Source organism: Microbacterium sp. 8M, from assembly GCF_902506375.1.
Taxonomy (GTDB): Bacteria; Actinomycetota; Actinomycetes; order Actinomycetales; family Microbacteriaceae; genus Microbacterium.
In genome coordinates, this window is the sequence record NZ_LR733284.1 from 225508 (window position 1) to 250088 (window position 24581).

22 protein-coding genes are annotated in these 24581 nt (G+C 70.7%); 17 read left to right on the forward strand and 5 right to left on the reverse strand.

Annotated features, from left to right (window positions below):
• Window positions 1–346: 346 nt before the first annotated feature.
• Together AERO9AM_RS01050 and AERO9AM_RS01055 are read right to left on the reverse strand one after the other, a co-directional pair.
• Complete coding sequence (locus tag AERO9AM_RS01050) at window positions 347–1090, reverse strand: lipoate--protein ligase family protein (protein ID WP_159574490.1); 744 nt, start codon at window positions 1088–1090, stop codon at window positions 347–349.
• Window positions 1091–1092: 2 nt separating this feature from the next.
• Window positions 1093–1797, reverse strand: a complete 705-nt coding sequence (locus tag AERO9AM_RS01055; RefSeq protein WP_201298546.1) for an NRDE family protein — start codon at window positions 1795–1797, stop codon at window positions 1093–1095.
• A gap of 128 nt (window positions 1798–1925) precedes the next feature.
• Between AERO9AM_RS01055 and coaBC the strand changes: the two genes are divergently transcribed.
• From coaBC to pucL, 6 genes are all read left to right on the forward strand, one after another.
• Complete coding sequence (coaBC, locus tag AERO9AM_RS01060; protein ID WP_159574492.1) at window positions 1926–3143, forward strand: bifunctional phosphopantothenoylcysteine decarboxylase/phosphopantothenate--cysteine ligase CoaBC; 1218 nt, start codon at window positions 1926–1928, stop codon at window positions 3141–3143.
• Window positions 3144–3236: 93 nt separating this feature from the next.
• Window positions 3237–4112, forward strand: coding sequence for an HpcH/HpaI aldolase/citrate lyase family protein (locus tag AERO9AM_RS01065; protein ID WP_159574493.1), 876 nt, complete (start codon window positions 3237–3239; stop codon window positions 4110–4112).
• A gap of 96 nt (window positions 4113–4208) precedes the next feature.
• Entirely contained in the window at window positions 4209–4676 is a 468-nt protein-coding gene (gene bcp / locus AERO9AM_RS01070; protein WP_159574494.1) for a thioredoxin-dependent thiol peroxidase, read from the forward strand.
• Between the two features lie 411 nt (window positions 4677–5087).
• Window positions 5088–5591, forward strand: a complete 504-nt coding sequence (gene uraD, locus AERO9AM_RS01075) for a 2-oxo-4-hydroxy-4-carboxy-5-ureidoimidazoline decarboxylase (protein ID WP_159574495.1) — start codon at window positions 5088–5090, stop codon at window positions 5589–5591.
• The gene (gene uraH, locus AERO9AM_RS01080) at window positions 5588–5929 is read left to right on the forward strand and encodes a hydroxyisourate hydrolase (RefSeq protein WP_159574496.1); all 342 of its coding nucleotides are present in this window, start codon (window positions 5588–5590) and stop codon (window positions 5927–5929) included. The genes uraD and uraH overlap by 4 nt, the downstream gene beginning before the upstream one ends.
• 12 nt (window positions 5930–5941) lie before the next feature.
• Window positions 5942–6835: a factor-independent urate hydroxylase gene (gene pucL, locus AERO9AM_RS01085; protein ID WP_159574497.1), complete on the forward strand. Its 894-nt coding sequence runs from the start codon at window positions 5942–5944 to the stop codon at window positions 6833–6835.
• 254 nt (window positions 6836–7089) lie between these two features.
• On the opposite strand, the gene AERO9AM_RS01090 is transcribed toward pucL, so the two are convergent.
• Complete coding sequence (locus AERO9AM_RS01090) at window positions 7090–7860, reverse strand: SDR family oxidoreductase (protein WP_159574498.1); 771 nt, start codon at window positions 7858–7860, stop codon at window positions 7090–7092.
• A gap of 111 nt (window positions 7861–7971) precedes the next feature.
• Here AERO9AM_RS01090 and aceE point away from each other — a divergent pair, with 111 nt between their 5' ends.
• Window positions 7972–10677 (forward strand): pyruvate dehydrogenase (acetyl-transferring), homodimeric type, encoded by a 2706-nt coding sequence (gene aceE / locus AERO9AM_RS01095; protein ID WP_159574499.1) that lies wholly within the window; start codon window positions 7972–7974, stop codon window positions 10675–10677.
• 112 nt (window positions 10678–10789) lie between these two features.
• Here the strand turns inward: aceE and AERO9AM_RS01100 are convergent, their stop codons facing one another.
• Window positions 10790–11095 (reverse strand): GIY-YIG nuclease family protein, encoded by a 306-nt coding sequence (locus AERO9AM_RS01100; RefSeq protein ID WP_159574500.1) that lies wholly within the window; start codon window positions 11093–11095, stop codon window positions 10790–10792.
• A 176-nt stretch (window positions 11096–11271) separates the two neighbouring features.
• A complete protein-coding gene (locus AERO9AM_RS01105) occupies window positions 11272–12063 on the reverse strand; it encodes an IclR family transcriptional regulator (RefSeq protein WP_159574501.1) in 792 nt (263 codons plus the stop codon).
• A gap of 193 nt (window positions 12064–12256) precedes the next feature.
• Here AERO9AM_RS01105 and AERO9AM_RS01110 point away from each other — a divergent pair, with 193 nt between their 5' ends.
• The 10 genes from AERO9AM_RS01110 (at window position 12257) to AERO9AM_RS01155 (ending at window position 24541) form a co-directional block, all read left to right on the forward strand.
• The gene (locus AERO9AM_RS01110; protein ID WP_159574502.1) at window positions 12257–13648 is read left to right on the forward strand and encodes an NAD-dependent malic enzyme; all 1392 of its coding nucleotides are present in this window, start codon (window positions 12257–12259) and stop codon (window positions 13646–13648) included.
• A 5-nt stretch (window positions 13649–13653) separates the two neighbouring features.
• Window positions 13654–14928, forward strand: coding sequence for a DUF6986 family protein (locus tag AERO9AM_RS01115; RefSeq protein ID WP_159574503.1), 1275 nt, complete (start codon window positions 13654–13656; stop codon window positions 14926–14928).
• On the forward strand, window positions 14925–15743 hold the full coding sequence (locus AERO9AM_RS01120) for a bifunctional allantoicase/(S)-ureidoglycine aminohydrolase (protein ID WP_159574504.1): 819 nt from the start codon (window positions 14925–14927) through the stop codon (window positions 15741–15743). The genes AERO9AM_RS01115 and AERO9AM_RS01120 overlap by 4 nt, the downstream gene beginning before the upstream one ends.
• A 373-nt stretch (window positions 15744–16116) precedes the next feature.
• Window positions 16117–16917 (forward strand): hydroxypyruvate isomerase family protein, encoded by an 801-nt coding sequence (locus tag AERO9AM_RS01125; protein ID WP_159574505.1) that lies wholly within the window; start codon window positions 16117–16119, stop codon window positions 16915–16917.
• Window positions 16914–17828: a 2-hydroxy-3-oxopropionate reductase gene (locus tag AERO9AM_RS01130; protein WP_268892388.1), complete on the forward strand. Its 915-nt coding sequence runs from the start codon at window positions 16914–16916 to the stop codon at window positions 17826–17828. Before AERO9AM_RS01125 ends, AERO9AM_RS01130 begins: the two co-directional genes overlap by 4 nt.
• Before the next feature lie 140 nt (window positions 17829–17968).
• A complete protein-coding gene (gene gcl, locus AERO9AM_RS01135; RefSeq protein WP_159574507.1) occupies window positions 17969–19756 on the forward strand; it encodes a glyoxylate carboligase in 1788 nt (595 codons plus the stop codon).
• A gap of 19 nt (window positions 19757–19775) precedes the next feature.
• Window positions 19776–20924 carry a glycerate kinase gene (locus AERO9AM_RS01140; protein ID WP_159574508.1) on the forward strand — a complete coding sequence of 383 codons (1149 nt, stop codon included), beginning with the start codon at window positions 19776–19778 and terminating at the stop codon, window positions 20922–20924.
• A gap of 157 nt (window positions 20925–21081) precedes the next feature.
• Window positions 21082–22095 (forward strand): LacI family DNA-binding transcriptional regulator, encoded by a 1014-nt coding sequence (locus AERO9AM_RS01145; RefSeq protein ID WP_159574509.1) that lies wholly within the window; start codon window positions 21082–21084, stop codon window positions 22093–22095.
• Window positions 22096–22267: 172 nt separating this feature from the next.
• Complete coding sequence (locus AERO9AM_RS01150) at window positions 22268–23797, forward strand: NCS1 family nucleobase:cation symporter-1 (protein ID WP_159574510.1); 1530 nt, start codon at window positions 22268–22270, stop codon at window positions 23795–23797.
• Between the two features lie 18 nt (window positions 23798–23815).
• Entirely contained in the window at window positions 23816–24541 is a 726-nt protein-coding gene (locus AERO9AM_RS01155) for an aspartate/glutamate racemase family protein (RefSeq protein ID WP_159574511.1), read from the forward strand.
• Window positions 24542–24581 lie beyond the last annotated feature (40 nt).

The window sequence follows — 24581 nt, forward strand, 5'->3', positions numbered from 1 at the left end:
CGCGATCGTCGCGCCGGCGGCGCCTGGCTCGCCGCCGATCCGGCGACCCGCCGTCTCGCGGTGCTGCTGAACCGCGCCGACGTGCTCGACCTCCCCGACGACCAGGCGGTGTCTCGCGGCACGCTGGCGCTCGCCTCCGTCGCCGACGCTACTCGCCGCGATGCGACGGCGACATGGGGAGCCCTGCCCATCCGTCCGCCGGTGCGCCGGTTCGCCGATGGGTCGGTTCGCCGTGGGCGGGGTCGTCGGACCCGTCCGCCGCGGGGAGCCGCTGGACATGTCGCTCGACGGCCCGGTCGCTGGTCGCTGAGCCGGTCGCGCGCCGGCCCGGCCCCACGCACGCCAGTCAGGCGATGAGCGCCGCGGCGAGCGCCTCCTCGACGTCCTCGCGCGAGACCGCCGGCGCCTCGACGAGCAGGGATCCGAAGGTCCGCGGATCCCAGTCCAGCCCGAGCGCGGCGTTGGCCTCCGTGAGAACCGCGACGAAGCGGTCCACCTCGCCGAACGCCAGCATGCCGCTGAGCAGCCGGGCGCCGCGCACCCCGCGCTGCGAGGTGCCGACGAGCTTCACGGAGCCGCGGGCGTTGATGCTGTACTCGCCGGGGCAGTACTCGCCCGGCACCGCGCCCAGCCGCGCGTCGACGCCGAGTCCGCGAAGTGCGCCGACGATGGTGCGGCCGGCCTGCGCGAACAGGGCGGAGGGATCCGCATGGGCGTCCTCGCGCTCCACGAGGTCGAAGACGAGGCACGTCTCGTCGTAGGCGACGGCGCGGCCGCCGGTCGGGCGGATCGCCGGCGTGAACCCGAAGCGCCCGGCGGCGGCCACGGCGAGGTCGTAGCCCGGCATCAGGCTCTCCCGCCGGGTGAGGGCGAGCGTCGGCGCCGGCGTGTAGAGGCGCAGCAGTCGTGCGGGGCCGACGCCCGTGGCGACCTCGCGCAACAGCTCGACGGAGCGCCCGAGATCGTCCGGGCGCGGAGACGCCTGCCGGATCAGCCGGCCGGGAACGAGGGCGAGGCCGGGGCCGGAGTCGAGGTCGTCGGAGGTGGTACCGGTGCCGGAGTCGAGGCCGTCGGAGGATCGGGTCGGCATCGTCAGCCCCAGTGCGCCGGCGCCGGCAGGGTGTGGTCCCGCAGTTCGACGCCGGCGGTGTCGACCGCGGCGGTCGCATACAGCAGGGACTGCGTGGGGTAGCCGTGCGGCCGGTTGTCCCGGATGATCGCGCGGTCGTCGGAGGGATCCAGTGCGGTGGTCTCGGCGAGCAGCCGGATCCAGGACTCCGGCCAGTCGTCGCCGTCCGCGGGACGGGCGCGGAACTCCGGCAGCCAGCGGGCGATGCGCGCCGTGCCGGGATCGTCGAGGTCGTCGTGCGCGATCATGTGCACCCCGGCGGGCACGGGCGTCTCCCGCAGCGTCGCCCCGTCCCAGGACAGCACGCGCGCGCCGGCGGGGGAGACCTCGAGCAGGTTGAACCCGTTCATGCGCGGCGAACCCGACGGCGAGACGCCGGCGACGGAGGCGAGCGCCAGCGTGCCGCGAGACACCGCCTGGTCGTCGGGGAGGTCGAGCACGTCGGCGCGGTTCAGCAGCACCGCGAGACGGCGGGTCGCCGGATCGGCGGCGAGCCAGGCGCCGCCGGCGCGACGATCGCGGATCCCGACGACTCCGGGCTGATCGGGCCACCACTCGCCGAGCGCATCCCACTCGCGCTGCGGATCCTCGTCCCGCACCGCCAGCAGCCGCGGCCCGAGGCCCTCGGCCCGCTCGGCGGCATCGACCTGGATCACGACCGTGCACACGCGCCTCAGTCTAGGCACGCGCGGCGCGTCGAGGCGCGTGCGGGGCGCATCCCCGCCGGGCGGACGGCCGCGTCGGGTCCCGGCGGAGCAGCGGCCGGCACGCGGGACCCGAATGGCAGAATCGAGGGATGGACATCGTGGTGGGGGTCTCCGGCGGCATCGCGGCATACAAGTCGGTGCACCTGGTCCGGATCCTGGTGAAGGCGGGCCACGACGTCACCGTCGTCCCGACCGAGGACGCGCTGCGCTTCGTCGGCGCGCCGACCTGGGAGGCGATCAGCCGCAACCCGGTCACCACGAGCGTGCACGACGACGTCGCGAAGGTGCGCCACGTCGCCCTCGGCCAGGGCGCGGACCTCGTCGTCGTCGCTCCGGCGACCGCGAACACGCTCGCCCGCATGGCGGCCGGCATCGCCGACAACCTGCTCGGCACCACCCTGCTCGCCGCGACCGCCCCGGTGCTCGTCGCCCCCGCCATGCACGCGGAGATGTGGGCGCATCCGGCGACGCAGGCGAACGTCCGCACACTCGTCGAGCGCGGGGTGCACGTGATCGGCCCCGACGACGGCGAGCTCGCCGGCGGCGACACGGGGCCCGGGCGCATGAGCGAGCCCGAGGCGGTGGCCGAGGCGGCGCTGCGCCTGCTCGCACCGCAGGATCTGGCGGGCCTGCGGGTCGCGGTCTCCGCAGGCGGCACGCGGGAGCCGATCGATCCCGTGCGCTACCTCGGCAACCGCTCCAGCGGCCGCCAGGGCGTGGCCCTCGCGGTCGAGGCCGCCACCCGCGGTGCCGCGGTCGACCTGATCGCCGCGAACCTGGCCGGCGACGTGCTCGCCCTGGCGGCGCGTCCGCGCATCCGGATCCGCCCGGTCGCGACGGCGGCCGAGCTCTCGGCGGCGATGAAGGAGGCGGCCGTAACGGCGGACGCGGTGATCATGGCGGCGGCGGTCGCCGACTACCGCCCGGCCCAGGCCGCGCCGCACAAGCTCACCAAGGAGGACGGGATCCTCGACCGGATCGACCTCGTCGAGAACGAGGACGTGCTCGCCGCGCTCGGTGCCGCCCGTCGCGACGGGGCGGGCCCGGACGGTCAGATCCTCGTCGGTTTCGCCGCCGAGACCTCGGCCGATCCCGAGGCGCGCCGCGAGCGCGCGCGCCGCAAGCGCGAGCGCAAGGGCGCCGACCTGCTCGCGGTGAACCTCGCCGACGCCGAGCACGGGTTCGAGAAGCCCGACAACGCCGTGGAGCTCATCGGACCCGACGGCGAGGTGGTCGCCGAGGTCGCCGGATCCAAGCGCCGCGTCGCCGCCGCCGTGTGGGACGCGGTGCTCTCCTTGCGACGCTGACGCGCGGCGGTGCCGCTCCAGGCTGGCGACCGCGTGCCCGCAACCGTTACTCTTTTCATATCGCAAGAATCAAGTTTCATAGGATGGAATGAAATGAACGCTCCGCTTCCCCAGGCCGGCCCGCGCGAGATCGCGCCGGAGCTGGCGCGCTCGTGGCTCCTCGTCGCCGCGACCAAGCCGGAGACGTTCGACGATGCCGCGCGCTCCCACGCCGACGCGATCGTGCTCGACGTGGAGGACGCGGTCGACGCGAGCAAGAAGGACTCCGCCCGCGACGACGTCGTGCGCTGGCTGCACGGCTCCGCCGCGGACGGACGGCCGAACCGCGCCTGGGTGCGCATCAACGATGCGACCAGCGAGCACTGGTCGCCCGATCTGGACGGGCTGCGCGACGCCCCGGGCCTCCAGGGCGTGATGCTCGCCAAGGCCGAGTTCGGCGGACAGGTCATGGACACCTACAACCGCCTCGGCGCGAAGGTGCCCGTGGTGGCGCTCGTCGAGTCGGCGGTGGGGATCGAGAACGCCACCGAGATCGCCCGCGCCAAGGGCGTGTTCCGGCTCGCGTTCGGCAGCGGCGACTTCCGCCGCGACACCGGCATGTCGGCCGACCGCGAGGCCATGGCCTACCCGCGGGCGCGCCTGGTGATCTCCAGCCGAGCCGGGGGACTCCCCGGCCCCATCGACGGCCCCACGGTCGGATCCAGCCACCCGATCCTGCGCGAGCAGTCGGCGATCACCGTGTCCATGGGCATGACCGGCAAGCTCTGCCTCTCCGCCGACCAGACGCCTGTGGTCAACGAGGTCATCAGTCCCACCCGCACCGACGTCGACTGGGCGTACGAGTTCCTCGCCGACTTCGACGCGCGCGGCCGCATCGTCCGCGACGGCAGCGACCTGCCCCGCCTCGGCCGCGCCCGCAAGATCATGCAGCTCGCCGAGGCCTTCGGCGTGCTGCCCGTCGTCCCCTGAGCCCGGCATCCGAGCTCTCGAAGCACGGATCCGCCGTTCCGGGCCCTTCGACAGGCTCAGGGACCGGATCCCGACCCCCATCCGAACGGAGACATCATGACCACTCGCCTGAACCCCGGTGACACCGCCCCCGCCTTCGCCCTCGAGGACGCCGACGGCGCCCGCGTCGCCCTCGACGACTACCGCGGCCGCAACGTCGTCGTGTACTTCTACCCGAAGGCGGCCACCCCCGGCTGCACCACCGAGGCCTGCGACTTCCGCGACAACCTCTCGTCGCTCGACGCCGCCGGCTACTCCGTGATCGGCATCTCGCCCGACGAGGTCGCCGACATCCGCGCGTTCTCCGACGCCGAGGGGCTGACGTTCCCGCTGCTCGCCGACAGCGACGCCGCCGTCGCGAAGGCGTGGGGCGTGTGGGGCGAGAAGACGGTCGGCGACCGCACGTTCGACGGCGTCATCCGCTCCACCTTCGTGCTGGACGGCGACGGCGTCGTGCAGCGCGCCGAGTACGGCGTCGACGCGACCGGCCACGTGGCGCGCCTGCGCGAAGAGCTCGGCGTCTGAGCCCGCTCCGGGATCCGACGCCTGCGCCTCCCGCTCGGGTCGGATCCGTCGCTGCGGCTCCCGCTCGGGTCGATCCCTTTCGCCGAAGATGGAAAACGCACCTCCGGGCCGTCCGGCAGGTGCGTTTTCCCTCTCGCCCGGGCGGTGATCGGCTTCAGAAGATGGAAAAGGTCGCTCCAGGGCGGCTGCCAGGTGCGTTTTCCCTCTCCCCGGAGCCGGGCAGGGCGTGACACAGGGGAACGTCTTTCGGATCCGCTTGACAACGCCGGATCCGGTCCGCAGAATGGTTGCACATGCTGAAATAACAGTTCCGGACTGCGGAAATCTCCTGGAAACAGGAGAAGAGATCCTCTCGATAGGATCCGTCCGTAAGCACGACACGCCGGATGCCAGCATGGCTTGAGGATCAAGATGTTGCTCGAGGAGTTCAACACGGCCGACCGCGCCGCCGCGGTCACCACCGTGAAGCCCGCACTGGACATCCCCCGCTGGATCGACGCAATCGTGGACGGCCGGCCCTACGCCTCGGTCGACGCGCTCTCCGTCGCCGCCCTCGAGGTCGCCGCTCCGCTGAGCGAGGCCGAGCTCGACGGCGCGCTGGCGCACCACCCGCGCATCGGGGCGAGGGTCGACGGCACCAGCGCCGAGGCCGCGCACTCGCGCCGCGAGCAGCCGAGCGTCGACGACGTCACGGCCGCCGCGCTGGCCGAAGGCAACCGCGCCTATGAGGAGCGGTTCGACCGCGTCTTCCTCGTGCGGGCCGCCGGTCGCACCGCCGAGGAGATCCTGGGCCTGCTGCAGCAGCGGCTCGGGCACACCCCCGAGCAGGAGCTCGCCGTCGTCGACCAGCAGCTGCGGGAGATCGCGGCCCTGCGCCTGGCGGCGGCCATCCAGACCGAAGGAGCGAGCGCATGAGCGTCTCCCACGTGACCACCCACATCCTGGACACCACTCTCGGGCGCCCCGCGCCCGGCGTCGCCGTCGTGCTCGAAGCCCGCGACGGCGACGCGTGGACTGGGATCGGTTCGGGCTTCACCGATGCTGACGGGCGGGTGAAAGAGCTGGGCCCGGAGCGGCTGGAGAGCGGGATCTACCGCCTCCGGTTCGATACCGCGGCCTACTTCGCCGGCATCTCCACGGACTCCTTCTTCCCGGAGGTGGTGCTGACCTTCCAGGTCGACGCCGGGCAGGCGCACTATCACGTGCCGCTCCTGCTCAGTCCGTTCGCCTATTCCACCTACCGAGGAAGCTAAGAGGAACCCGAGATGACCACCATCACCCTGGGCAAGAACCAGTACGGCAAGGCCGAGAACCGCGTCGTCCGCATCACGCGCGACACCGCCCGTCACGAGATCGAGGACCTGAACGTCACCTCGCAGCTGCGCGGCGACTTCGCCTCGGCGCACTTCGACGGAAACAACGAGCACGTCGTCGCCACCGACACCCAGAAGAACACCGTCTACGCCTTCGCGAAGGACGGCATCGGCAGCCCGGAGGAGTTCCTCCTGCGCCTCGGCCGGCACTTCACCGGCGAGTTCGACTGGGTCACCGGCGGACGCTGGGCGGCCGAGCAGTACACCTGGCTGCGCATCGACGGCGACAACGGCGAGCACGACCACGCGTTCGTGCGCGGCGGCACCGAGACCCGCACCGCGGTCGTGCAGATCGACGGCGACGACACCACGATCATCGCGGGTCTGCAGGACCTCACGGTTCTCAAGTCGACGGCGAGCGGCTTCGTCGGCTACCCGCGCGACAAGTACACGACCCTCCCCGAGACGGAGGACCGGATCCTCGCGACCTCGGTGACGGCCAAGTGGCGCTACAACCGCAACGACCTCGACTTCAACGAGGTCTACGCGGACGTGCGCCGTCTGCTCCTCGCCGGCTTCTCGCGCAACTACTCCTACGCGCTGCAGCACACGCTGAAGGAGATGGCCGAGGCGGTGCTCGAGGCTCACCCCGAGATCGACGAGATCCGCTTCTCGACCCCGAACAAGCACCACTTCGTCGTGGACCTGTCGCCGTTCGGCCTGGAGAACCCGAACGAGGTGTTCTACGCCGCCGACCGTCCGTACGGACTCATCGAGGCGTCGTTCCTGCGTGAGGGCGCCGACGGCGACCACTGGTCGTGGGACGGCATCGCCGGCTTCTGCTGAGCGTCAGCCGCCATCGATTCGAGAATGCGGGGTCCGGTTCGCCGGGCCCCGCATTCGTCGTCTCCGCAGGATCCGCGAGCCCGCGCAACCTTGACAAGCGGCCCGCGCCGGAGGAGACTAGTTACGTAATCTGAAAGAAAACTTCCATGATCTGGAATGAACCGGATCTGGAATCGAGCAGGAGTCCCACGGCCTCGGCAGAGGGGACGCGGGGACGAGGAGGTCCGCCGATGATCGCGAACCCCCGCGATCCCTCAGCCGCGCCCACCGAACGGCATCCCGCTCGCGGTGATCGTGAGGGCGCCGATGTTGGCCTCCGGCGGCAGGTCCGCCATGAACAGCACGGCGCGCGCGGCCTCGTCGACGGAGAACGTGGGCTCGACCTTGCGGGTGCCGTCGGCCTGCAGGGCCCCGGATCCGACGCCGAGCTCGTCCATGATCTCGGTGCGGGTGTTGCCGATGTCGATCTGGCCGCAGGAGATGCGGAACGGGCGTCCGTCCAGGTCGATGGACCGGGTCAGTCCCGTCAGCGCGTGCTTGCTCACCGCGTACGCCACGGACAGCGGGCGCGGCGCCTGAGCCGAGATGGATCCGTTGTTGATGATGCGGCCGCCCTGCGGGGTCTGCGCGCGCATCACGCGCATCGCCGCCCGCGCGCAGAGCAGGGCGCCGGTGACGTTCACCGCGAGCGTCTGCTCCCAGTCGGCGAGCTCGATGTCCGCCGCGGACACGGCGGGTCCGAACGCGCCGGCGTTGTTGAACAGCACGTCCACGCGGCCCCACTCGCGCACCACGCGGTCGAACAGGGCGTCCACCTCCGCCTCCGCCGTCACATCGGTCGGCACCACGAGCGCGTTCGCGGGCACGCCTCCGCCGGCGTCCGCCCGCCCGCGCGCCGTCTCGGCCAGCGCATCCTCGCGCCGCCCGGCCAGCGCCACGCGGTAGCCGGCGTCCAGCATGGCGCGCGCCACGGCGCGCCCGATCCCGGAACCCGCGCCCGTCACCACGGCGATGCGTCCGTCCATCGTCCCTCCTCGAGACTCGACCCCGCTGCCGAACCGGCAGCCACCTACATCTAGCAGATCCACCCCGCTGCCGGACCGGCAGCCGCCCCCCATCTCACAGAAAGGCCGAAGATGCGCGAACAGAGCACCTCCGCCGCCCTCGGATCCGACACCCTGGATCACGACCCCGAAGAGACCGCAGAGTGGCTCGAGTCGCTGGACGCGCTCGTCGCGCAGCGCGGACCCGAGCGCGGCGAGCACATCGTGCGCTCGCTCGCGGCCCGCGCCGGCTACACGCCGGAACCGACGGCCACGACCGACTACGTCAACACGATCTCCGCTGCCGACGAGCCGGCCTACCCCGGCGACGAGGAGCTCGAGCGCCGCTACCGCGCGTGGATGCGCTGGAACGCCGCGATCCTGGTGCACCGCGCCCAGCGGCCCGGCATCGGCGTCGGCGGCCACATCTCCACCTACGCGGGCGCCGCGACACTGTACGAGGTCGGGTTCAACCACTTCTTCCGCGGCAAGGACCACCCCGGGGGCGGCGACCAGGTGTATTTCCAGGGCCACGCCTCGCCGGGCATGTACGCCCGCGCGTTCCTGGAGGGGCGCCTCAGCGAGGAGGACCTCGACGGCTTCCGCCAGGAGAAGTCGCGCGAGGGCCACGCGCTGAGCTCCTACCCGCACCCGCGGCTCATGCCGGAGTTCTGGGAGTTCCCGACCGTGTCGATGGGCATCGGCCCGATGAACGCGATCTACCAGGCCCAGTCCAACCGCTACCTGCTGGGCCGAGGCCTCAAGGACACCAGCGACCAGCACGTCTGGGCGTTCCTCGGCGACGGCGAGATGGACGAGCCGGAGAGCCGCGGTCTGCTGCAGCTCGCCGCGAACGACGGCCTCGACAACCTCACCTTCGTCGTGAACTGCAACCTGCAGCGCCTCGACGGGCCCGTCCGCGGCAACGGCAAGATCATCCAGGAGCTCGAGGGCTTCTTCCGCGGCGCGGGCTGGAACGTCATCAAGGTGGTGTGGGGCCGGGAGTGGGACGATCTGCTCGCCCGCGACGACTCCGGCGCCCTGCTGGACATCATGAACACCACCCGCGACGGCGACTACCAGACGTACAAGGCCGAGTCGGGCGGGTTCATCCGCGAGCACTTCTTCGGCAAGGATCCGCGGGCGCTCGCCCTCGTCGAGAACCTCACCGACGATCAGATCTGGGGCCTCAAGCGCGGCGGCCACGACTACCACAAGGTGTTCGCGGCGTACCAGAAGTCGCTCGAGCACAACGGCAAGCCCACGGTGATCCTGGTCAAGACGGTCAAGGGCTACGGGCTCGGCCCGCGCTTCGAGGCGCGCAACGCGACGCACCAGATGAAGAAGCTCACGCTGCAGGACCTCAAGGACTTCCGCGACCACCTGCGGGTGCCGATCACCGACGCACAGCTCGAGGCCGACCCGTACCAGCCGCCGTACTACCACCCCGGCCAGGATGCGCCCGAGATCCGGTACATGCAGGAGCGCCGGCGTGCTCTGGGCGGCTACCTGCCCGAGCGGCGTCCGAACGCGTCCGGCCAGATCGCCCTGCCCGACGCGAAGGCGTACGAGGTGGCCGCACGCGGATCCGGCAAGCAGCAGGCCGCGACCACGATGGCGTTCGTGCGGGTGCTGAAGGACCTCATGCGCGACCCGGAGTTCGGCAAGCGCATCGTGCCGATCATCCCGGACGAGGCCCGCACCTTCGGCATGGACGCGTTCTTCCCGACCGCGAAGATCTACAACCCGAACGGGCAGAACTACCTCGCCGTCGACCGCGACATCGTGCTCTCGTACAAGGAATCCACGGCCGGACAGATCCTGCACGTGGGCATCAACGAGGCCGGATCCATCGCCGCCTTCACCGCCGCGGGCACCGCGTACGCGACGCACGGCGTGCCGCTCGTGCCGGTGTACGTCTTCTATTCGATGTTCGGCTTCCAGCGCACCGGCGACTCGCTGTGGGCGGCCGCCGACCAGATGGCGCGCGGCTTCCTCATCTCGGCCACCGCGGGGCGCACGACGCTGACCGGCGAGGGGCTGCAGCACGCCGACGGGCACTCGCCGCTGCTCGCCGCGACGAACGCCGCCGTGGTGACCTACGACCCGGCGTTCGGCTACGAGATCGGCCACATCGTGCGCGCGGGCATCGAGCGCATGTACGGGCCGGACTCGACCGACCGCAACGTCATCTACAACCTCATGGTCTACAACGAGCCGATCGTGCAGCCGGCCGAACCCGAGGGCGTCGACGTCGCGGGGATCCTGGGCGGCATCCACCGGATCGCTCCGGTCGACGCGCCCCGGGCCCACCTGCTGGCGTCGGGCATCGGGGTGACGTGGGCGCAGGAAGCGCAGCAGCTGCTGGCCTCCGACTGGGGCGTGCAGGCCGACGTCTGGTCGGTGACCTCATGGACCGAGCTGCGCCGTGACGCGGTCGCCGCCGAGGAGGACGAGTTCCTCGGGCGCGGCTCGCGGGTGCCGTTCGTCGCGTCGCAGTTGGCCGGATCCACCGGCCCGATCGTCGCCGTCAGCGACTACGCCAAGGACCTGCCCGACCAGGTGCGCCAGTTCGTGCCGAACGACTGGGCGACCCTGGGTGCGGACGGCTTCGGCTTCTCGGACACCCGGGCCGCGGCCCGCCGGTACTTCAAGATCGACGGCCCCTCGGTCGTGGTGCGCACGCTGCAGCTGCTCGCCAAGCGCGGCGAGGTGGATCCGTCCGTCCCCGCGGCGGCTGCGGAGAAGTACCGCCTGCTCGACGTCAACGCCGGCACGAGCGGCACCGACGCGGAGTAGCCCGCGGGCTACCCCCGGGGGTCGTTGAGCGAGCACCGACGCAGTCGGAGCGAGACGAAACGCGGTTTCCTGCAGGGGACGGCGTTTCGTCTCGGTCGCTGCGCGTCCTCGCTCAACGACCCCGGGGAGAAGCCGGGAGCCGTGCCGATTGACTCCATCCGCGGATCGCTTCGAGTCCGCCTTCGATGAACGCCGCTCGCTTCGCATGGCTCCATCCCTGGATCCGCTTCTCCCACGCGAAGGCCTCGTCGACCCGATCGAACTCGGCCGGCCAGACGAGCTGGACAGGAAGACGCCGCTGCGTGTAGGCCGCGCCTTCCCCGGCCGCATGCTCCTCCAGGCGGCGGTCCAGGTCATTGGTGCTGCCGGCATAGAAGGTGCCGTCACTGCAGCGCAGGATGTACGCGTATCCGATCATGCCCGGATGCTAATCCGCGTCGAGGACACTCCACGGCCGTCGCGCCTGGCGCGCCCCGGGGTCGTTGAGCGAGCACCGACGCAGTCGGAGCGGGACGAAACGCGGTTTCCTGCAGGGGACGGCGTTTCGTCTCGGTCGCTTCGCTTCCTCGCTCAACGACCCCGGGGAGCGCGGGCCTACGCCTCGAGGTCGGCGGCGATGGCGGCGGCGGCGTCGCGCAGCAGCGGCACGGCGCGCTGGCCGAACTCCTCGGTGACGCGCGCGATCGGGCCGGAGACCGAGACCGCGGTCGGGGTGGGCGCGCCGGGGACGGCCATCGCGTAGCAGCGGACGCCGATCTCCTGCTCCTGCTCGTCGATCGAGTAGCCGCGCTCGCGGATGACGTCCAGCTCCTTCAGCAGGGCGTCGACGGTGCCGATGCTGTACGGCGTCGGGGTCGACATGCCGGTGCGGCCGACGATGCCGCGCACGGTGTCGTCGTCGAGCTGGGCGAGGATCGCCTTGCCGACGCCCGTGTCGTGCACGTTGGCGCGGCGGCCGACCTCGGTGAACATGCGCATGGAGTGCTGCGAGGGCACCTGGGCGACGTAGACGACCATGTCGCCGTCGAGCACCGCCATATTGGCGCTCTCGCCGAGTGCATCCACGAGCGTCTTCAGCTGCGGGCGTGCGAGCGCGCCGAACTGGCGGGATGCGCCCTCGCCGATGCGGATCAGGCGCGGGCCGAGCGCGTACCGCCGATTGGGCAGCTGGCGTGCGTAGCCCAGGGAGACCAGGGTGCGCAGCAGGCGATGGATGGTCGGGAGGGGCAGGTCCGTCGAGGCGGACAGCTCGCTGAGCGTCACGTCGCCGCCGGCGTCGGTCACGAGCTCGAGCAGCTCGAACACGCGCTCGACCGACTGCACCCCGGATCCTGCGCTCTTGCCCGCCTTCTGACCGGCGTCCTTCGCCTGTGAATTGTCGGTCATCTCTGCTCCCGTCGTCGTGATTATTCCATCATGCGAGAGCCGCGCGCCGGAAATCCGAGCGGATCCGGACCTCGCCTTGCGCAAGACTTCCACGATAGAGATAATAGTGTCCACAATACGAAAGTTGTAAAGAAGTTCATCACCGCAACCAGCGCCCGCGGCTCCGCCCGGGACGCCTCGATGAGGAGGAATCATGGCGAACCCGGGTCCCGGCAATTCGATCACGCTGCGCATCGACGCGCCGTCCAACTTCCACGTGACCAGCGAGCTCGCCGCGGCGGCCGCGGCGGCCGGCGCGGCCGTCACCGCACTCGACGTCGTCGAGTCGCACCCGGCCACGATCGTGGTCGACCTCACCTGCAACACCGCGGGCGAGGAGCACGCCGAGCAGATCCGCGCCGCGATCGAGTCGCTCGAGGGCGTCACCGTGCGCGCCGTCAGCGACCGCACCTTCCTGATGCACCTCGGCGGCAAGCTCGAGGTCGTCCCCAGCGTGCCGCTGCGCAACCGCGACGACCTGTCCCGCGCCTACACGCCGGGCGTCGCGCGCGTCTGCATGGCGATCGCCGAGGACAAGAGCAAGGCCCGAAACCTCACCGTCAAGCGCAACACCATCGCAGTGGTCACCGACGGCACCGCGGTGCTGGGCCTCGGCGATATCGGCCCCGAGGCGGCACTCCCGGTGATGGAGGGCAAGGCGGCGCTGTTCAAGCAGTTCGCCAACGTCGACGCGTGGCCCGTGTGCCTGGACACCAAGGACACCGAGGAGATCATCAAGATCGTCAAGGCCATCGCCCCGGTCTACGGCGGCGTGAACCTCGAGGACATCGCCGCACCCCGCTGCTTCGAGATCGAGGCGCGCCTGCGCGACGAACTCGACATCCCCGTCTTCCACGACGACCAGCACGGCACGGCGATCGTCACGCTCGCGGCGCTGCAGAACGCGCTCAAGGTCGTCGGCAAGACGATCGGCGACGTCAAGATCGTGGTCTCGGGCGTGGGCGCCGCGGGCAACGCGATCGTGCAGCTGCTGCTCGCCGAGGGTGCCGTCGACATCGTCGCCTGCGGTCGCAACGGCGCGATCCACCCCGACGAGGAGTACACCGACGCGCATCGGATCCAGCTCGCGGCGACCACCAACCCGCGCGGCGTGAAGGGCACGCTCAAGGAGGTGCTCGTGGGCGCCGACGTGTTCATCGGCGTGAGCGCGCCGAACATCCTGGACGAGGCCGACATCGCGGGCATGGCCGACGGCGCGATCGTGTTCGCGATGGCGAACCCGACCCCCGAGGTCGACCCGATCGTCGCCTCCAAGCACGCCGCCGTCGTGGCGACCGGGCGCAGCGACTTCCCCAACCAGATCAACAACGTCCTCGCGTTCCCCGGCTTCTTCCGGGGCCTGCTCGACGCCGGCGTGTCGGACATCACCCCGCCTATGCTGGTCGCAGCCGCGCAGGCGATCGCGGACCGCGTCGGCGACGACGAGCTCAACGCGAGCTTCATCATCCCGAGCGTGTTCGACCCGCTCGTGGCCGGTGCCGTCGCCGAGGCGATCGTGCGCGTCGTCGAGTCGTCGAAGGAGTGAGCCTCTTGTCCGCAGGCACCCTGGGCGAGGACGACCTCGCCGCCGTCGACGCCCGCCTCGCGGGCACCGACACGCTGCTGAAGACCGAGTACCCCGGCGATGACGGATCCCGCCAGCCGGTGCACACGCTGTACGTGCCGGCCGACCGGTTCCGCCCCGACCTGCCCGCCGCGTTCGGGCGCACCGCGGTGGAGGCCGTCGCCGCGTTCGGCGGCACGACCGCGCTCGCCCAAGCCGTCGGCCTCGGCGCGCTCGCCGGGGAGCTCGCGCCGCTCGTGGACGCGAAGCTCGAGCGCGAGCCCATCGAGGACCTCCGCCTGGACTTCGAGGACGGATACGGCGCCCGCCCGGACGGCGAGGAGGACGCGGATGCCGTGCTCGCCGCCGAGCGCGTCGCCGCCGCCGTGGCCGCGGGCGTCGCACCGCCGTTCATCGGCATCCGGTTCAAGTGCTTCGAGGCGCCCACGCGCCGCCGCGGGATCCGCACGCTCGACCTGTTCCTCACGACGCTGGCGAACAACGGCGGGCTCCCGGACGGCCTCGTGCTGACGCTGCCCAAGGTGACCACGGTCGAGCAGGTCGAGGCCATGGTCGCCCTGTGCGAGGTGTTCGAGGAGCGCCTGGGCCTGGCCCACGGGCGTCTGCGCTTCGAGGTGCAGATGGAGACGCCGCAGCTGATCGTGGCGGCGGATGGATCCGTCCCGGTCGCGACGCTGCTGCATCGGGCGGACGGCCGGGTGAGCGCGCTGCACTACGGCACCTACGACTACAGCGCTTCGCTGCAGATCGCCGCCGCGTACCAGTCCATGGAGCACCCGGCGGCCGACTTCGCCAAGCAGGTCATGCAGGTCGCCGTCGCCGAGACCGGCGTGCGCCTCTCGGACGGATCCACGAACGTGATCCCCGTCGGAGAGCCGGACCATGTCGAGGCGGCGTGGAAGCTGCACGCCCGCCTGGTGCGCCGCTCGCTCGAGCGCGGCTACTACCAAGGCTGGGACCTGCACGCCGCGCAGCTGCCGACCCGGTACCTGGCGACCTACGCGTTCTACCGCGAGGGCTTCGCGGCCGCCGCGAAGCGCCTCGACAACTACCTGCACGGCAGCGACGCCACGATCATGGACGAGCCGGCGACGGCGCGCGCCCTGGCGCGGTTCGTCGTGCGCGGCCTGGAGTGCGGCGCGCTCACGGCCGATGAGGTCCGCTCCGCGACCGGATCCGAGCCTGCAGAGCTCGTCCGGCTCGCCCACCCCAAACTCGCAACCAAGGAGGCCGTCTCTTGAGCACCCGCACCTACTACACGCCCGCCGGCGGGCTGCCCCCGCAGACCGACCTGCTGACCGACCGCGCGGTCGTCAAGCTGGCCTACACCTTCATCCCGAAGGGCGTGCTGCGCGACATCGTCACGAGCAGCCTGCCCGGGTTCACCAACACCCGCGCCTGGATCATCGCCCGCCCGACGCCGAGCTCGGCGACCACGTTCTCGCAGCTCATCGTCGAGATCTCGCCCGGCGGGGGAGCGGCCAAGCCCGAGCCCGAGGCCGGCGTCGAGGGCGTCGTCTTCGTCACCACAGGGAAGCTCACGCTGACGCTCGAGGGCGAGACGCATGTGCTCGAGGAGGGCGGCTACGCGTTCCTCGCGCCGGGGGCGAACTGGTCGCTCGCGAACGAGGGCGACGAGATCACCAGCTTCCACTGGATCCGCAAGGCCTACGAGTGGCTCGAGGGCGTCGACGCCCCCGCGTCGTTCGTCACCCGCGACCAGGACATCGAGCCCGTCCCGATGGTGGGCACCGACGCGTGGGCGACGACCCGGTTCGCCGACTCGAATGACATGGCGCACGACATGCAGGTGAACATCGTCACCTTCAAGCCGGGCGGATCCATCCCCTTCGCGGAGACCCACGTCATGGAGCACGGCCTGTTCGTGCTGCAGGGCAAGGCCGTGTACCGCCTCAACGACGACTGGGTGGAGTGCGAGGCCGGCGATTACATGCTGCTGCGCTCGTTCTGCCCGCAGGCCTGCTACGCCGGCGGCCCGGAGGACTTCCGCTACCTGCTGTACAAGGACATGAACCGGCAGATCAAGCTCACCTGATCCGGATCCGGATACGACGAACGCCGCTCCCGGTCGGGGCGGCGTTCGTCGTTCCTGTTCGCTCCCGTGCAGTGGGCTGTCGAGCGCACGCGGCTCGGACCCGGTGGAGATGGAAAACGTCTCTCCCCGCGGTCGTGGAGCAGCGAAAACCATCTCTTGCCAGACGTGCGCAGGCGAGCGGGATGGAAAACGTCTCTCCCATCGCTCCGGGAACGACGAAATCCATCTCCAGGGCCAGGGGCGTCGAGAGGGACCGGCGGGGTCGGGATCCGGACCCGTTGACATCCCGCCACCCCTCCGCGTAAACTTTCATCAATCAAGATTTTCTTTCCATAATTCGGAAGAACCCAAGACAGACATCAAGGACGATCTCATGAGTTACACCGTCAACGCCTCGATCCTGCTGACCGAGCTGCCGCTCCTCGAGCGCCCGGCCGCCGTGAAGGCTGCGGGTTTCGACGCTGTGGAGTTCTGGTGGCCGTTCTCGGTTGCCGTGCCTGCTCAGGACGAGGTCGACGCGTTCGTCGCGGCGATCCAGGATGCCGGCGTGCAGCTCACCGGACTCAACTTCTTCGCCGGGGACATGCCGGGCGGCGACCGCGGCCTGGTGTCGTGGGTCGGCCGCGAGGACGAGTTCGCCGCCAACGTCGACGTCGTCGTCGAGATCGGCCGCCGCCTCGGCACCAAGGCCTTCAACGCCCTGTACGGCAACCGCCTCGAGGGCGTCGACGCGCAGGCGCAGGACGACCTCGCCGTGCGCAACCTCGCTGCAGCGGGCCGTGCGGTGGCCGAGCTCGGCGGTGTCGTGCTGCTCGAGCCCGTTTCTGGCATGGAGACCTACCCGCTGAAGACGGCGGCCGACGCGCTCGCGATCATCGAGCGGGTGCAGCAGGAGGAGGGCGTCGACAACGTCAAGCTCCTCGCCGACTTCTACCACCTCGCCGTCAACGGCGACGACGTGCCCGCGGTCATCGCCGGCCACGCCGCCGAGTTCGGCCACATCCAGATCGCCGACGCCCCCGGCCGCGGCGAGCCCGGCACCGGCGAGCTGCCGCTCGCGCAGTGGATCGCCGACGCCCAGGCCGGCGGCTACGACGGCGTCATCGGCCTCGAGTACAAGGCCACCCAGGCGGATCCCTTCGCCTGGGTCACCACCGCGGCCGCTCAGGCCTGACCCGCACCGACTTCCCGCGAAGGAGCGAAGACATGACCCGCATCGCATTCATCGGCCTCGGCATCATGGGCCTGCCCATGGCCAAGAACCTCGTCACCGCCGGCTACGACGTCGTCGGCTACAACCGCAGCCGGGAGGCGATCGACGAGCTCGTCGCCGCCGGCGGCACCGGCGCGACCGGCATCGCCGACGCCGTGAAGGACGCCGACGTCATCATCACGATGGTTCCGGACTCGCCCGACGTGGCCGGCGTAGTGCAGGGCCCGGACGGCGTCTTCGCGAACGCCAAGGCCGGCGCGCTGTGGATCGACAACTCCTCGATCCGGCCCGACGTGGCCAAGGAACTCGCGGAGGAGGCCGTGGCCGCCGGCCTCGGTGCCGTCGACGCCCCTGTCTCCGGCGGGGAGCAGGGCGCGATCGACGCCGTGCTGTCGATCATGGTCGGCGGGTCTCCGGAGGACTTCGCCAAGGCCGAGCCCGTGCTGAACGCGATCGGCAAGACCATCGTGCACGTCGGCCCCTCCGGCGCCGGACAGACCGTGAAGGCCGCCAACCAGCTCATCGTGGCCGTCAACATCCAGGCCCTGGCCGAGGCGGTCGTCTTCCTCGAGGCGTTCGGCGTCGACACCGACGCGGCGCTGAAGGTTCTCGGCGGCGGCCTGGCCGGATCCAAGGTCCTCGACCAGAAGGGGCAGAAGATGCTGAACCGCGACTTCGCGCCCGGCTTCCGTCTCGCCCTCCACAACAAGGATCTGGGCATCGTCACCTCGGCGGCGCGTTCGGCGGGGGTCACCGTCCCCCTCGGCGCCGCCGTCGCGCAGCTCGTGAACGCCCTCGTCGCCCGTGGCGACGGCGGCCTCGACCACTCCGGTCTGTTCAAGCTCACCACCGAGCTCTCCGGCCGCGACTGACCCACACTTTTCGGGGTCGCCCAGGCGTCCTTCGTCTCGCTCCGCTCGCTCAGGAACCGACCCAAGGCCGGTCCCTGAGCGAGAAGCGAAGCGACGAGACGAAGGGCGCGAGCGACCCCACGGAACCTAAGGAAACTCCCATGACCCGCATGCGCGCAGTGGACGCGATCGTCCAGATCCTCATCAAGGAGGGGGCGGACGAGGCGTTCGGCCTCCCCGGTGCCGCCATCAACCCGCTCTACTCCGCGATGCGCGCCAACGGCGGCATCCGGCACACCCTCGCTCGCCACGTCGAGGGCGCGAGCCACATGGCCGACGGCTACAGCCGCACGGCCGACGGCCGCATCGGCGTGTGCCTGGGCACCTCCGGCCCCGCCGGCACCGACATGATCACCGGCCTGTACGCCGCGATCGCCGACTCCATCCCGATGCTCTGCATCACCGGCCAGGCGCCGGTGGCGAAGCTCGACAAGGAGGACTTCCAGGCCGTCGACATCGCATCGATCGCGAAGCCCGTCACCAAGTTCGCCAAGACCGTGCTCGAGGGCGCCCAGGTGCCCGGCGTCTTCCAGACCGCGTTCCAGATCATGCGCTCCGGCCGCCCCGGACCCGTGCTCATCGATCTGCCGTTCGACGTGCAGATGACCGAGATCGAGTTCGACATCGACACCTACGAGCCGCTGCCGGTGGCCAAGCCCGCCGCGACCCGCGCGCAGGCCGAGAAGGTGCTCGACATGCTCGTCGCCGCCCAGCACCCCGCGATCATCGCGGGCGGCGGCGTCGTGAACTCCGGCGCCTCGGAGAAGCTCGTCGAGCTCGCCGAGACCCTCGGCGTGCCCGTGTTCCCGACCCTGATGGGCTGGGGCGTGCTGCCCGACGACCACCCGCTGGCCGCCGGCCTCGTCGGGATCCAGACCTCGCAGCGCTACGGCAACGCGAGCTTCCTGGAGAGCGACTTCGTGCTCGGCATCGGCAACCGCTGGGCGAACCGTCACACCGGCGGCCTGGACACCTACCGCAAGGGCCGCACCTTCGTGCACGTCGACATCGAGCCCACCCAGATCGGCCGCGTGTTCGCGCCCGACTACGGCGTGGTCTCCGACGCGGGCGCGTTCATCGACGCGCTGCTCGAGGCGGCCCGCGACCGCGTCGCCGAGCTGCCCGACTACAACGGCTGGGCGCAGGAGTGCCGGGATCGCAAGGCGCGCCTGCAGCGCAAGACGAACTTCGACAACGTGCCGATGAAGCCGCACCGTGTGTACCAGGAGATGCTCTCGGCGTTCGATCGCGACACCACGTACGTCACCACGATCGGCCTGTCGCAGATCGCCGGCGCGCAGCTGCTGCACGCCTACGGCCCGCGCAAGTGGATCAACGCCGGCCAGGCCGGCCCGCTGGGCTGGACGGGCCCCGCCGCCCTCGGCGTCGTGCGCGGCAAGCCGGGCGAGCAGGTCGTCGCGCTCTCGGGCGACTACGACTTCCAGTTCATGATCGAGGAGCTCGCCGTGGGTGCGCAGCACAAGCTGCCGTACATCCACGTCGTGGTGAACAACAGCTACCTCGGCCTGATCCGCCAGTCCCAGCGCGGCTTCGAGATGGACTACGAGGTCTCGCTCGCGTTCGACAACGTGAACACCCCGCAGGACGCGTCGTCCATCGCCACCGGCTACGGCGTGGACCACGTCAAGGTCGCCGAGGGCCTGGGCTGCAAGGCGCTGCGCGTCGAGCGTCCCGAGGACCTCGCCGCGGGCTTCGCCGAGGCGCAGCGCCTGCGCGACGAGTTCCAGGTGCCGGTGGTGGTCGAGGTCATCCTCGAGCGCGTCACCAACATCGCCATGGGTGCGGATCTCGACACCGTGAACGAGTTCGAGGACCTCGCCACGTCGCCCGCCGACGCCCCCGAGGCGATCTACGCGCTGCTCGACTGAACCCTGCCAAGGTAGACGCATGCGCATCCTGATCGCCTCGGACAAGTTCAAGGGCTCCGCCACGGGGCCGGAGGTCGCCGCCGCGCTCGCCGCGGGGATCTCGGAGGCCGCGCCAGGGACCGTCATCGACGCGGTCCCCGTCGCGGACGGCGGCGAGGGCACGGTCGATGCCGCGCTCGCCGCCGGGTTCGAGGCGGTTACCGCGACAGTGACGGGGCCCACGGGGCAGCCGGTCGAGGCGCGCTTCGGGGTGCGCGGCACGCAGGCGATCATCGAGATGGCCGCCGCCAGCGGGCTCGACCTGCTCCCCGGCGGCGTCAAGGATGCGCTCGGCGCCACGAGCCGCGGCACGGGGGAGCTCATCCGGGCGGCGCTCGATCACGGGGCTGTGAGCATCGTGCTCGGGATCGGCGGCAGCGCCAACACCGACGGCGGCGCAGGCATGCTGCAGGCGCTCGGGGTCTCGCTCCGCGACGCCGACGGCGACGAGCTGCCGGGAGGCGGCGGCGCGCTCGCCCGCATCGCAGCGGTCGATGTCTCGGATCTGGATCCGCGGCTCGCCGACGTCGAGATCGTGCTCGCGAGCGACGTGGACAACCCGCTGCTCGGCGAGCGCGGTGCGGCCGCGGTGTTCGGGCCGCAGAAGGGCGCGAGCCCGGACGACGTCGCCGCCCTCGACGCGGCTCTCGCCCGCTACGTCGCACTGCTCGAGCAGCAGCCCGGTATCCGCCCCGCCGCCGAGCTGCCCGGGGCGGGAGGTGCGGGGGGCGTCGGCTATGCGGCGCTCGCAGCGCTCGGTGCCCGGCGCGAGCCCGGCGTCGAGGTCGTACAGCGCCTCACCGGCCTCGCCGACGCGCTCGGCGCCGACGACACCAGGGCCGACCTCGTGATCACCGGCGAGGGCAGCCTCGACGACCAGAGCCTGGGCGGCAAGACCCCGCTCGGCGTCGCCGCGGCGGCGCGCGAGGCGGGAATCCCCGTCATCGCGGTGTGCGGCCGATCCACCCTGACCCCCGAGGCTGCGGCCGCAGCGGGCTTCGAGCGGGTCTACGCGCTCAGCGAGCTCGAGCCGGATCCGGCCCGCAGTATGGCCGAGGCGGTCCGCCTGCTCACCGAGGTGGGCCGCCGCATCGGCGCCGAGATCGGGCAGCTCGCCGCGCGGGCCTGAGTCGTCCCGAACGCTGAGCCTGTCGAAGCGCCGGGACCGCACGCACCGGCTGACATGCTCGCCGCCGCCGCCGCCGCCGTCGTCGTCGCGCGTAGGATCGGAGGTCGGTGAACGATCTCGAGGATGCGGTGGAAGATCTCACGGTCGAGGTGCACGCATGACGGAGCGCCCGCGCCTGCGTGATGTGGCGGCCCTTGCTGGAGTCTCCCCGACGACCGCGTCGCACGCGTTCAGCGGGCGCCGCCCGGTGTCGGCCGCGACCAAGGCGGCGGTGCTCAAGGCCGCCTTCGACCTCGGCTTCACGATGGAGCGCGACACCGGTCAGCGCACCGTCGGCCTTCTGCTGCGCCCGCCGGAGGCGATCCCCGGGTTCGCGTCCGGCTCCGATGCGTTCACGTCTGTCGCCGGGGCGGTTCTGGTGGCCCTGCTGAGTGCCGGCTTCTCCGTCTCCTCGTTCCTCTCGCTCGATGACATCGGCGCGCAGATCGGCAGGCTGGATGCCTTCGTGCTGCTGCACCCGCGCCGCGGGGACGAGGTGCTCCGCGCCCTCATCCAGCGCGGCATCCCGACCGTGACCCTGGATCGGGATCCCGACGACGATGAGTTCCCGTGGTGGATCAGCGCCGACCACGTCGCCAATGCGCGAGCGCTCCTCACCCATCTGCTGGAGCGCGGGGCGCGGCGTCCGGCGCTGATCGTGGGGTCGACGCACAACACGTACCTGGACTCGATCGCGGGCGTCTACGTTCAGGAGATGCGCTCGCGGGGCCTCCCCGTACTGGTGAGGGAGCTGGAACCCGTCCGCGGGCAGAACGGCGGTGCGGCGGCGGCCGACTCGCTGCTGGGCACGCCGACGCCGCCCGATGCCTTCCTCACCTCATCGGATGTGTTCGCGGTGGGGGCGATCGAGACGGTTCGGGCGCGAGGGCTCCGCGTGCCAGAAGACGTGCTGGTCGCCAACATGATGGACAGCGTCATCGCGGAGCGCGCCACGGTGCCGGTCACGGCGATGAAGGCGAACCTTCAGGTCTGGGCGTCGCAGCTGACGCGGCTGCTGGAGCGCCGGCTGAGCAGCGCCGCACCGCTCACGTCGCACCTGCGGCTCGAGTTCGAACTGGTGGAGCGTGCCTCGACGGCGCGGCCGAGGCACGCGTCTGAGCCCGCAATGTGATCCGCGGCGGCGGGTCCGGCGCCGTCGAGCGCCCGAAGCCGATCCAAATTCCGCAAACGATGTTGTCCCCTTCGGATCCTGGCGCGACCATATCTTCATCCGAAACCTTGATTCCGGATTGTGAAATCGAGTGTCGACGGCACTGTCGCCGCCGAGAGGGGTTCAAATCACGATGACGTCCAACGATTACGTCCATGTACCGAGCCGCAGCTCCGAGGGGCTCGATGAGGCGCCCTCAGCCGTGTTCGCGGTGCAGGCGGGCATCAGCCCCCGTCTGTACAACCGGGATCTCGCTCCCACCAATCGGCCGAGCCGCCACTGGAGCGCGTACAGCATCTTCACCCTCTGGGCGAACGACGTGCACAGTCTCGGGAACTACGCGTTCGCGATCGGCCTCTTCACGCTCGGCCTCTCGGGCGGGCAGATCCTCGGCGCGCTCGGTTTCGGCGCACTGTTCCTCTTCCTGCTCCTGAGTCTCTCCGGGTTCATGGGCGAGAAGACCGGCGTGCCCTTCCCGGTCATGAGCCGGATCGCGTTCGGCGTCCACGGCGCGCAGATCCCGGGCCTGCTCCGCGGCTGCGTCGCGATCGCCTGGTTCGGCATCCAGACCTACCTCGCGTCCCAGGTGCTGCAGGTCGTCCTGATCGCCATCGCCCCCGGCATGAAGGATCTGCAGGGCGGATCCTTCCTCGGTCTGTCGCCGCTGGGCTGGATCACCTTCGCCGCGCTGTGGATCGTCCAGGTGATCATCGTCAGCTACGGCATGGAGATGATCCGCAAGTACGAGGCGTTCGCCGGCCCGATCATCCTCGCCACATTCGTGGTCCTCGCGGTCTGGGTGCTCGTGCAGTCCGGCTTCCAGGTCGACTGGGCGCCGACGAAGACGGCCGCGGGCGACGAGAGCTGGATCCGGATGCTCGGCGCCGCGTCGCTGTGGGTCTCGATCTACGGCACCTTCGTGCTCAACTTCTGCGACTTCACCCGCGGCGCCAAGTCGCGCAGGGCGATCGTCAAGGGCAACTTCTGGGGAATCCCGATCAACATGCTGTTCTTCGGCGTCATCGTCGTGATCCTCACCGGCGGCAGCTTCACGATCAACGGCACGCTCATCACTTCGCCCTCCGAGATCGTCGCGGCCATCCCGAACACGTTCCTGCTCGTGCTCGCGTCGCTGGCCCTGATCGCCCTGACCGTCGCGGTCAACCTGATGGCCAACTTCGTGGCACCGACCTACGCCCTGAACAATCTGTTCCCGCGGCACCTGAACTTCCGGCGTGCGGCCCTGATCTCCGCCGTGATCGGCCTCGTGATCACGCCCTGGAACATGTACAACTCCCCGGTCGTGATCGGCGTGTTCCTGGGCGGCCTCGGAGCCCTGCTCGGCCCGCTGTTCGGCATCATCATGGTCGACTACTGGCTGATCAAGAAGCAGCGGATCAACGTGCCCCAGCTGTACTCCGACTCTCCGGTCGGCGAGTACGCCTACGTGAAGGGCTTCAACCCCCGCGCCGTGATCGCGCTGATCATCGCGGGCGCCCTGTCCCTGCTGTTCACGTTCCTGCCGGTCTTCCAGGCGATCAGCGACTTCTCCTGGTTCGTCGCCGCCGGATCCGCCGCGATCATCTACGCGATCATCGCCGACCGGCGCGGTCCCTTCCACGACGTCGACGGCACCGCGATCGCGGTGGACGTCAGCCACTGAGATCAGGAGAGGAGCGTCATGCGCATTCTCGTCGCGAACGTCAACACCACCGAGGCGATGACCGACGCCATCGCCGAGGCGGCACGCGCGGCGGCATCGCCGGGGACCGAGATCGTCGGACTGACACCCGACTTCGGCGCCGACAGCTGCGAAGGCAATTTCGAGAGCTATCTCGCCGCGATCGCGGTGATGGACAAGGTTCTCCGATACGAGGGTCCGTACGACGCCGTCATCCAGGCCGGGTACGGCGAGCACGGCCGGGAAGGCCTTCAGGAGCTGCTCACGGTCCCCGTGGTCGACATCACAGACGCCGCGGCCTCCACGGCGATGTTCCTGGGTCGCTCGTACTCGGTGGTGACCACCCTCGACCGCACCGTGCCGCTCATCGAGGATCGGCTGATCCTCGGCGGTCTTCACGACCGCTGCGCGTCGGTGCGCTCTTCGGGGCTCGGCGTGCTCGAGCTCGAGTCCGATCCGGAGCGTGCGATCGAGGCGATCGCCGCCGAGGCGCAGAAGGCCGTGGAGATCGACCGCGCCGAGGTCATCGTGCTCGGCTGCGGCGGCATGGCCGAGCTCAAGGACCGCGTCGTCGAGCGCTGCGGCGTACCGGTCGTGGACGGCGTGCAGGCCGCGGTCGCCGTGGCTGAGAGCCTCGTCCGTCTCGGGCTCTCGACGTCCAAGATCCGCACCTACGCGGCGCCGCGGCCGAAGCGCATCACCGGATTCCCGGTGCCCGCGCGCTGAATCCAGAGCACAATCGATTCATCTCAGAGACCAGTCAGAC

Coding starts and splice junctions, on each gene's coding strand:
- AERO9AM_RS01050 (WP_159574490.1), bottom strand. CDS start 1,090: ATGCCGACCCGATCCTCCGACGGCCTCGACTCCGGCACCGGTACCACC.
- coaBC (WP_159574492.1), top strand. CDS start 1,926: ATGGACATCGTGGTGGGGGTCTCCGGCGGCATCGCGGCATACAAGTCG.
- AERO9AM_RS01065 (WP_159574493.1), top strand. CDS start 3,237: ATGAACGCTCCGCTTCCCCAGGCCGGCCCGCGCGAGATCGCGCCGGAG.
- bcp (WP_159574494.1), top strand. CDS start 4,209: ATGACCACTCGCCTGAACCCCGGTGACACCGCCCCCGCCTTCGCCCTC.
- uraD (WP_159574495.1), top strand. CDS start 5,088: ATGTTGCTCGAGGAGTTCAACACGGCCGACCGCGCCGCCGCGGTCACC.
- uraH (WP_159574496.1), top strand. CDS start 5,588: ATGAGCGTCTCCCACGTGACCACCCACATCCTGGACACCACTCTCGGG.
- pucL (WP_159574497.1), top strand. CDS start 5,942: ATGACCACCATCACCCTGGGCAAGAACCAGTACGGCAAGGCCGAGAAC.
- AERO9AM_RS01090 (WP_159574498.1), bottom strand. CDS start 7,860: ATGGACGGACGCATCGCCGTGGTGACGGGCGCGGGTTCCGGGATCGGG.
- aceE (WP_159574499.1), top strand. CDS start 7,972: ATGCGCGAACAGAGCACCTCCGCCGCCCTCGGATCCGACACCCTGGAT.
- AERO9AM_RS01100 (WP_159574500.1), bottom strand. CDS start 11,095: ATGATCGGATACGCGTACATCCTGCGCTGCAGTGACGGCACCTTCTAT.
- AERO9AM_RS01105 (WP_159574501.1), bottom strand. CDS start 12,063: ATGACCGACAATTCACAGGCGAAGGACGCCGGTCAGAAGGCGGGCAAG.
- AERO9AM_RS01110 (WP_159574502.1), top strand. CDS start 12,257: ATGGCGAACCCGGGTCCCGGCAATTCGATCACGCTGCGCATCGACGCG.
- AERO9AM_RS01125 (WP_159574505.1), top strand. CDS start 16,117: ATGAGTTACACCGTCAACGCCTCGATCCTGCTGACCGAGCTGCCGCTC.
- gcl (WP_159574507.1), top strand. CDS start 17,969: ATGACCCGCATGCGCGCAGTGGACGCGATCGTCCAGATCCTCATCAAG.
- AERO9AM_RS01140 (WP_159574508.1), top strand. CDS start 19,776: ATGCGCATCCTGATCGCCTCGGACAAGTTCAAGGGCTCCGCCACGGGG.
- AERO9AM_RS01145 (WP_159574509.1), top strand. CDS start 21,082: ATGACGGAGCGCCCGCGCCTGCGTGATGTGGCGGCCCTTGCTGGAGTC.
- AERO9AM_RS01150 (WP_159574510.1), top strand. CDS start 22,268: ATGACGTCCAACGATTACGTCCATGTACCGAGCCGCAGCTCCGAGGGG.
- AERO9AM_RS01155 (WP_159574511.1), top strand. CDS start 23,816: ATGCGCATTCTCGTCGCGAACGTCAACACCACCGAGGCGATGACCGAC.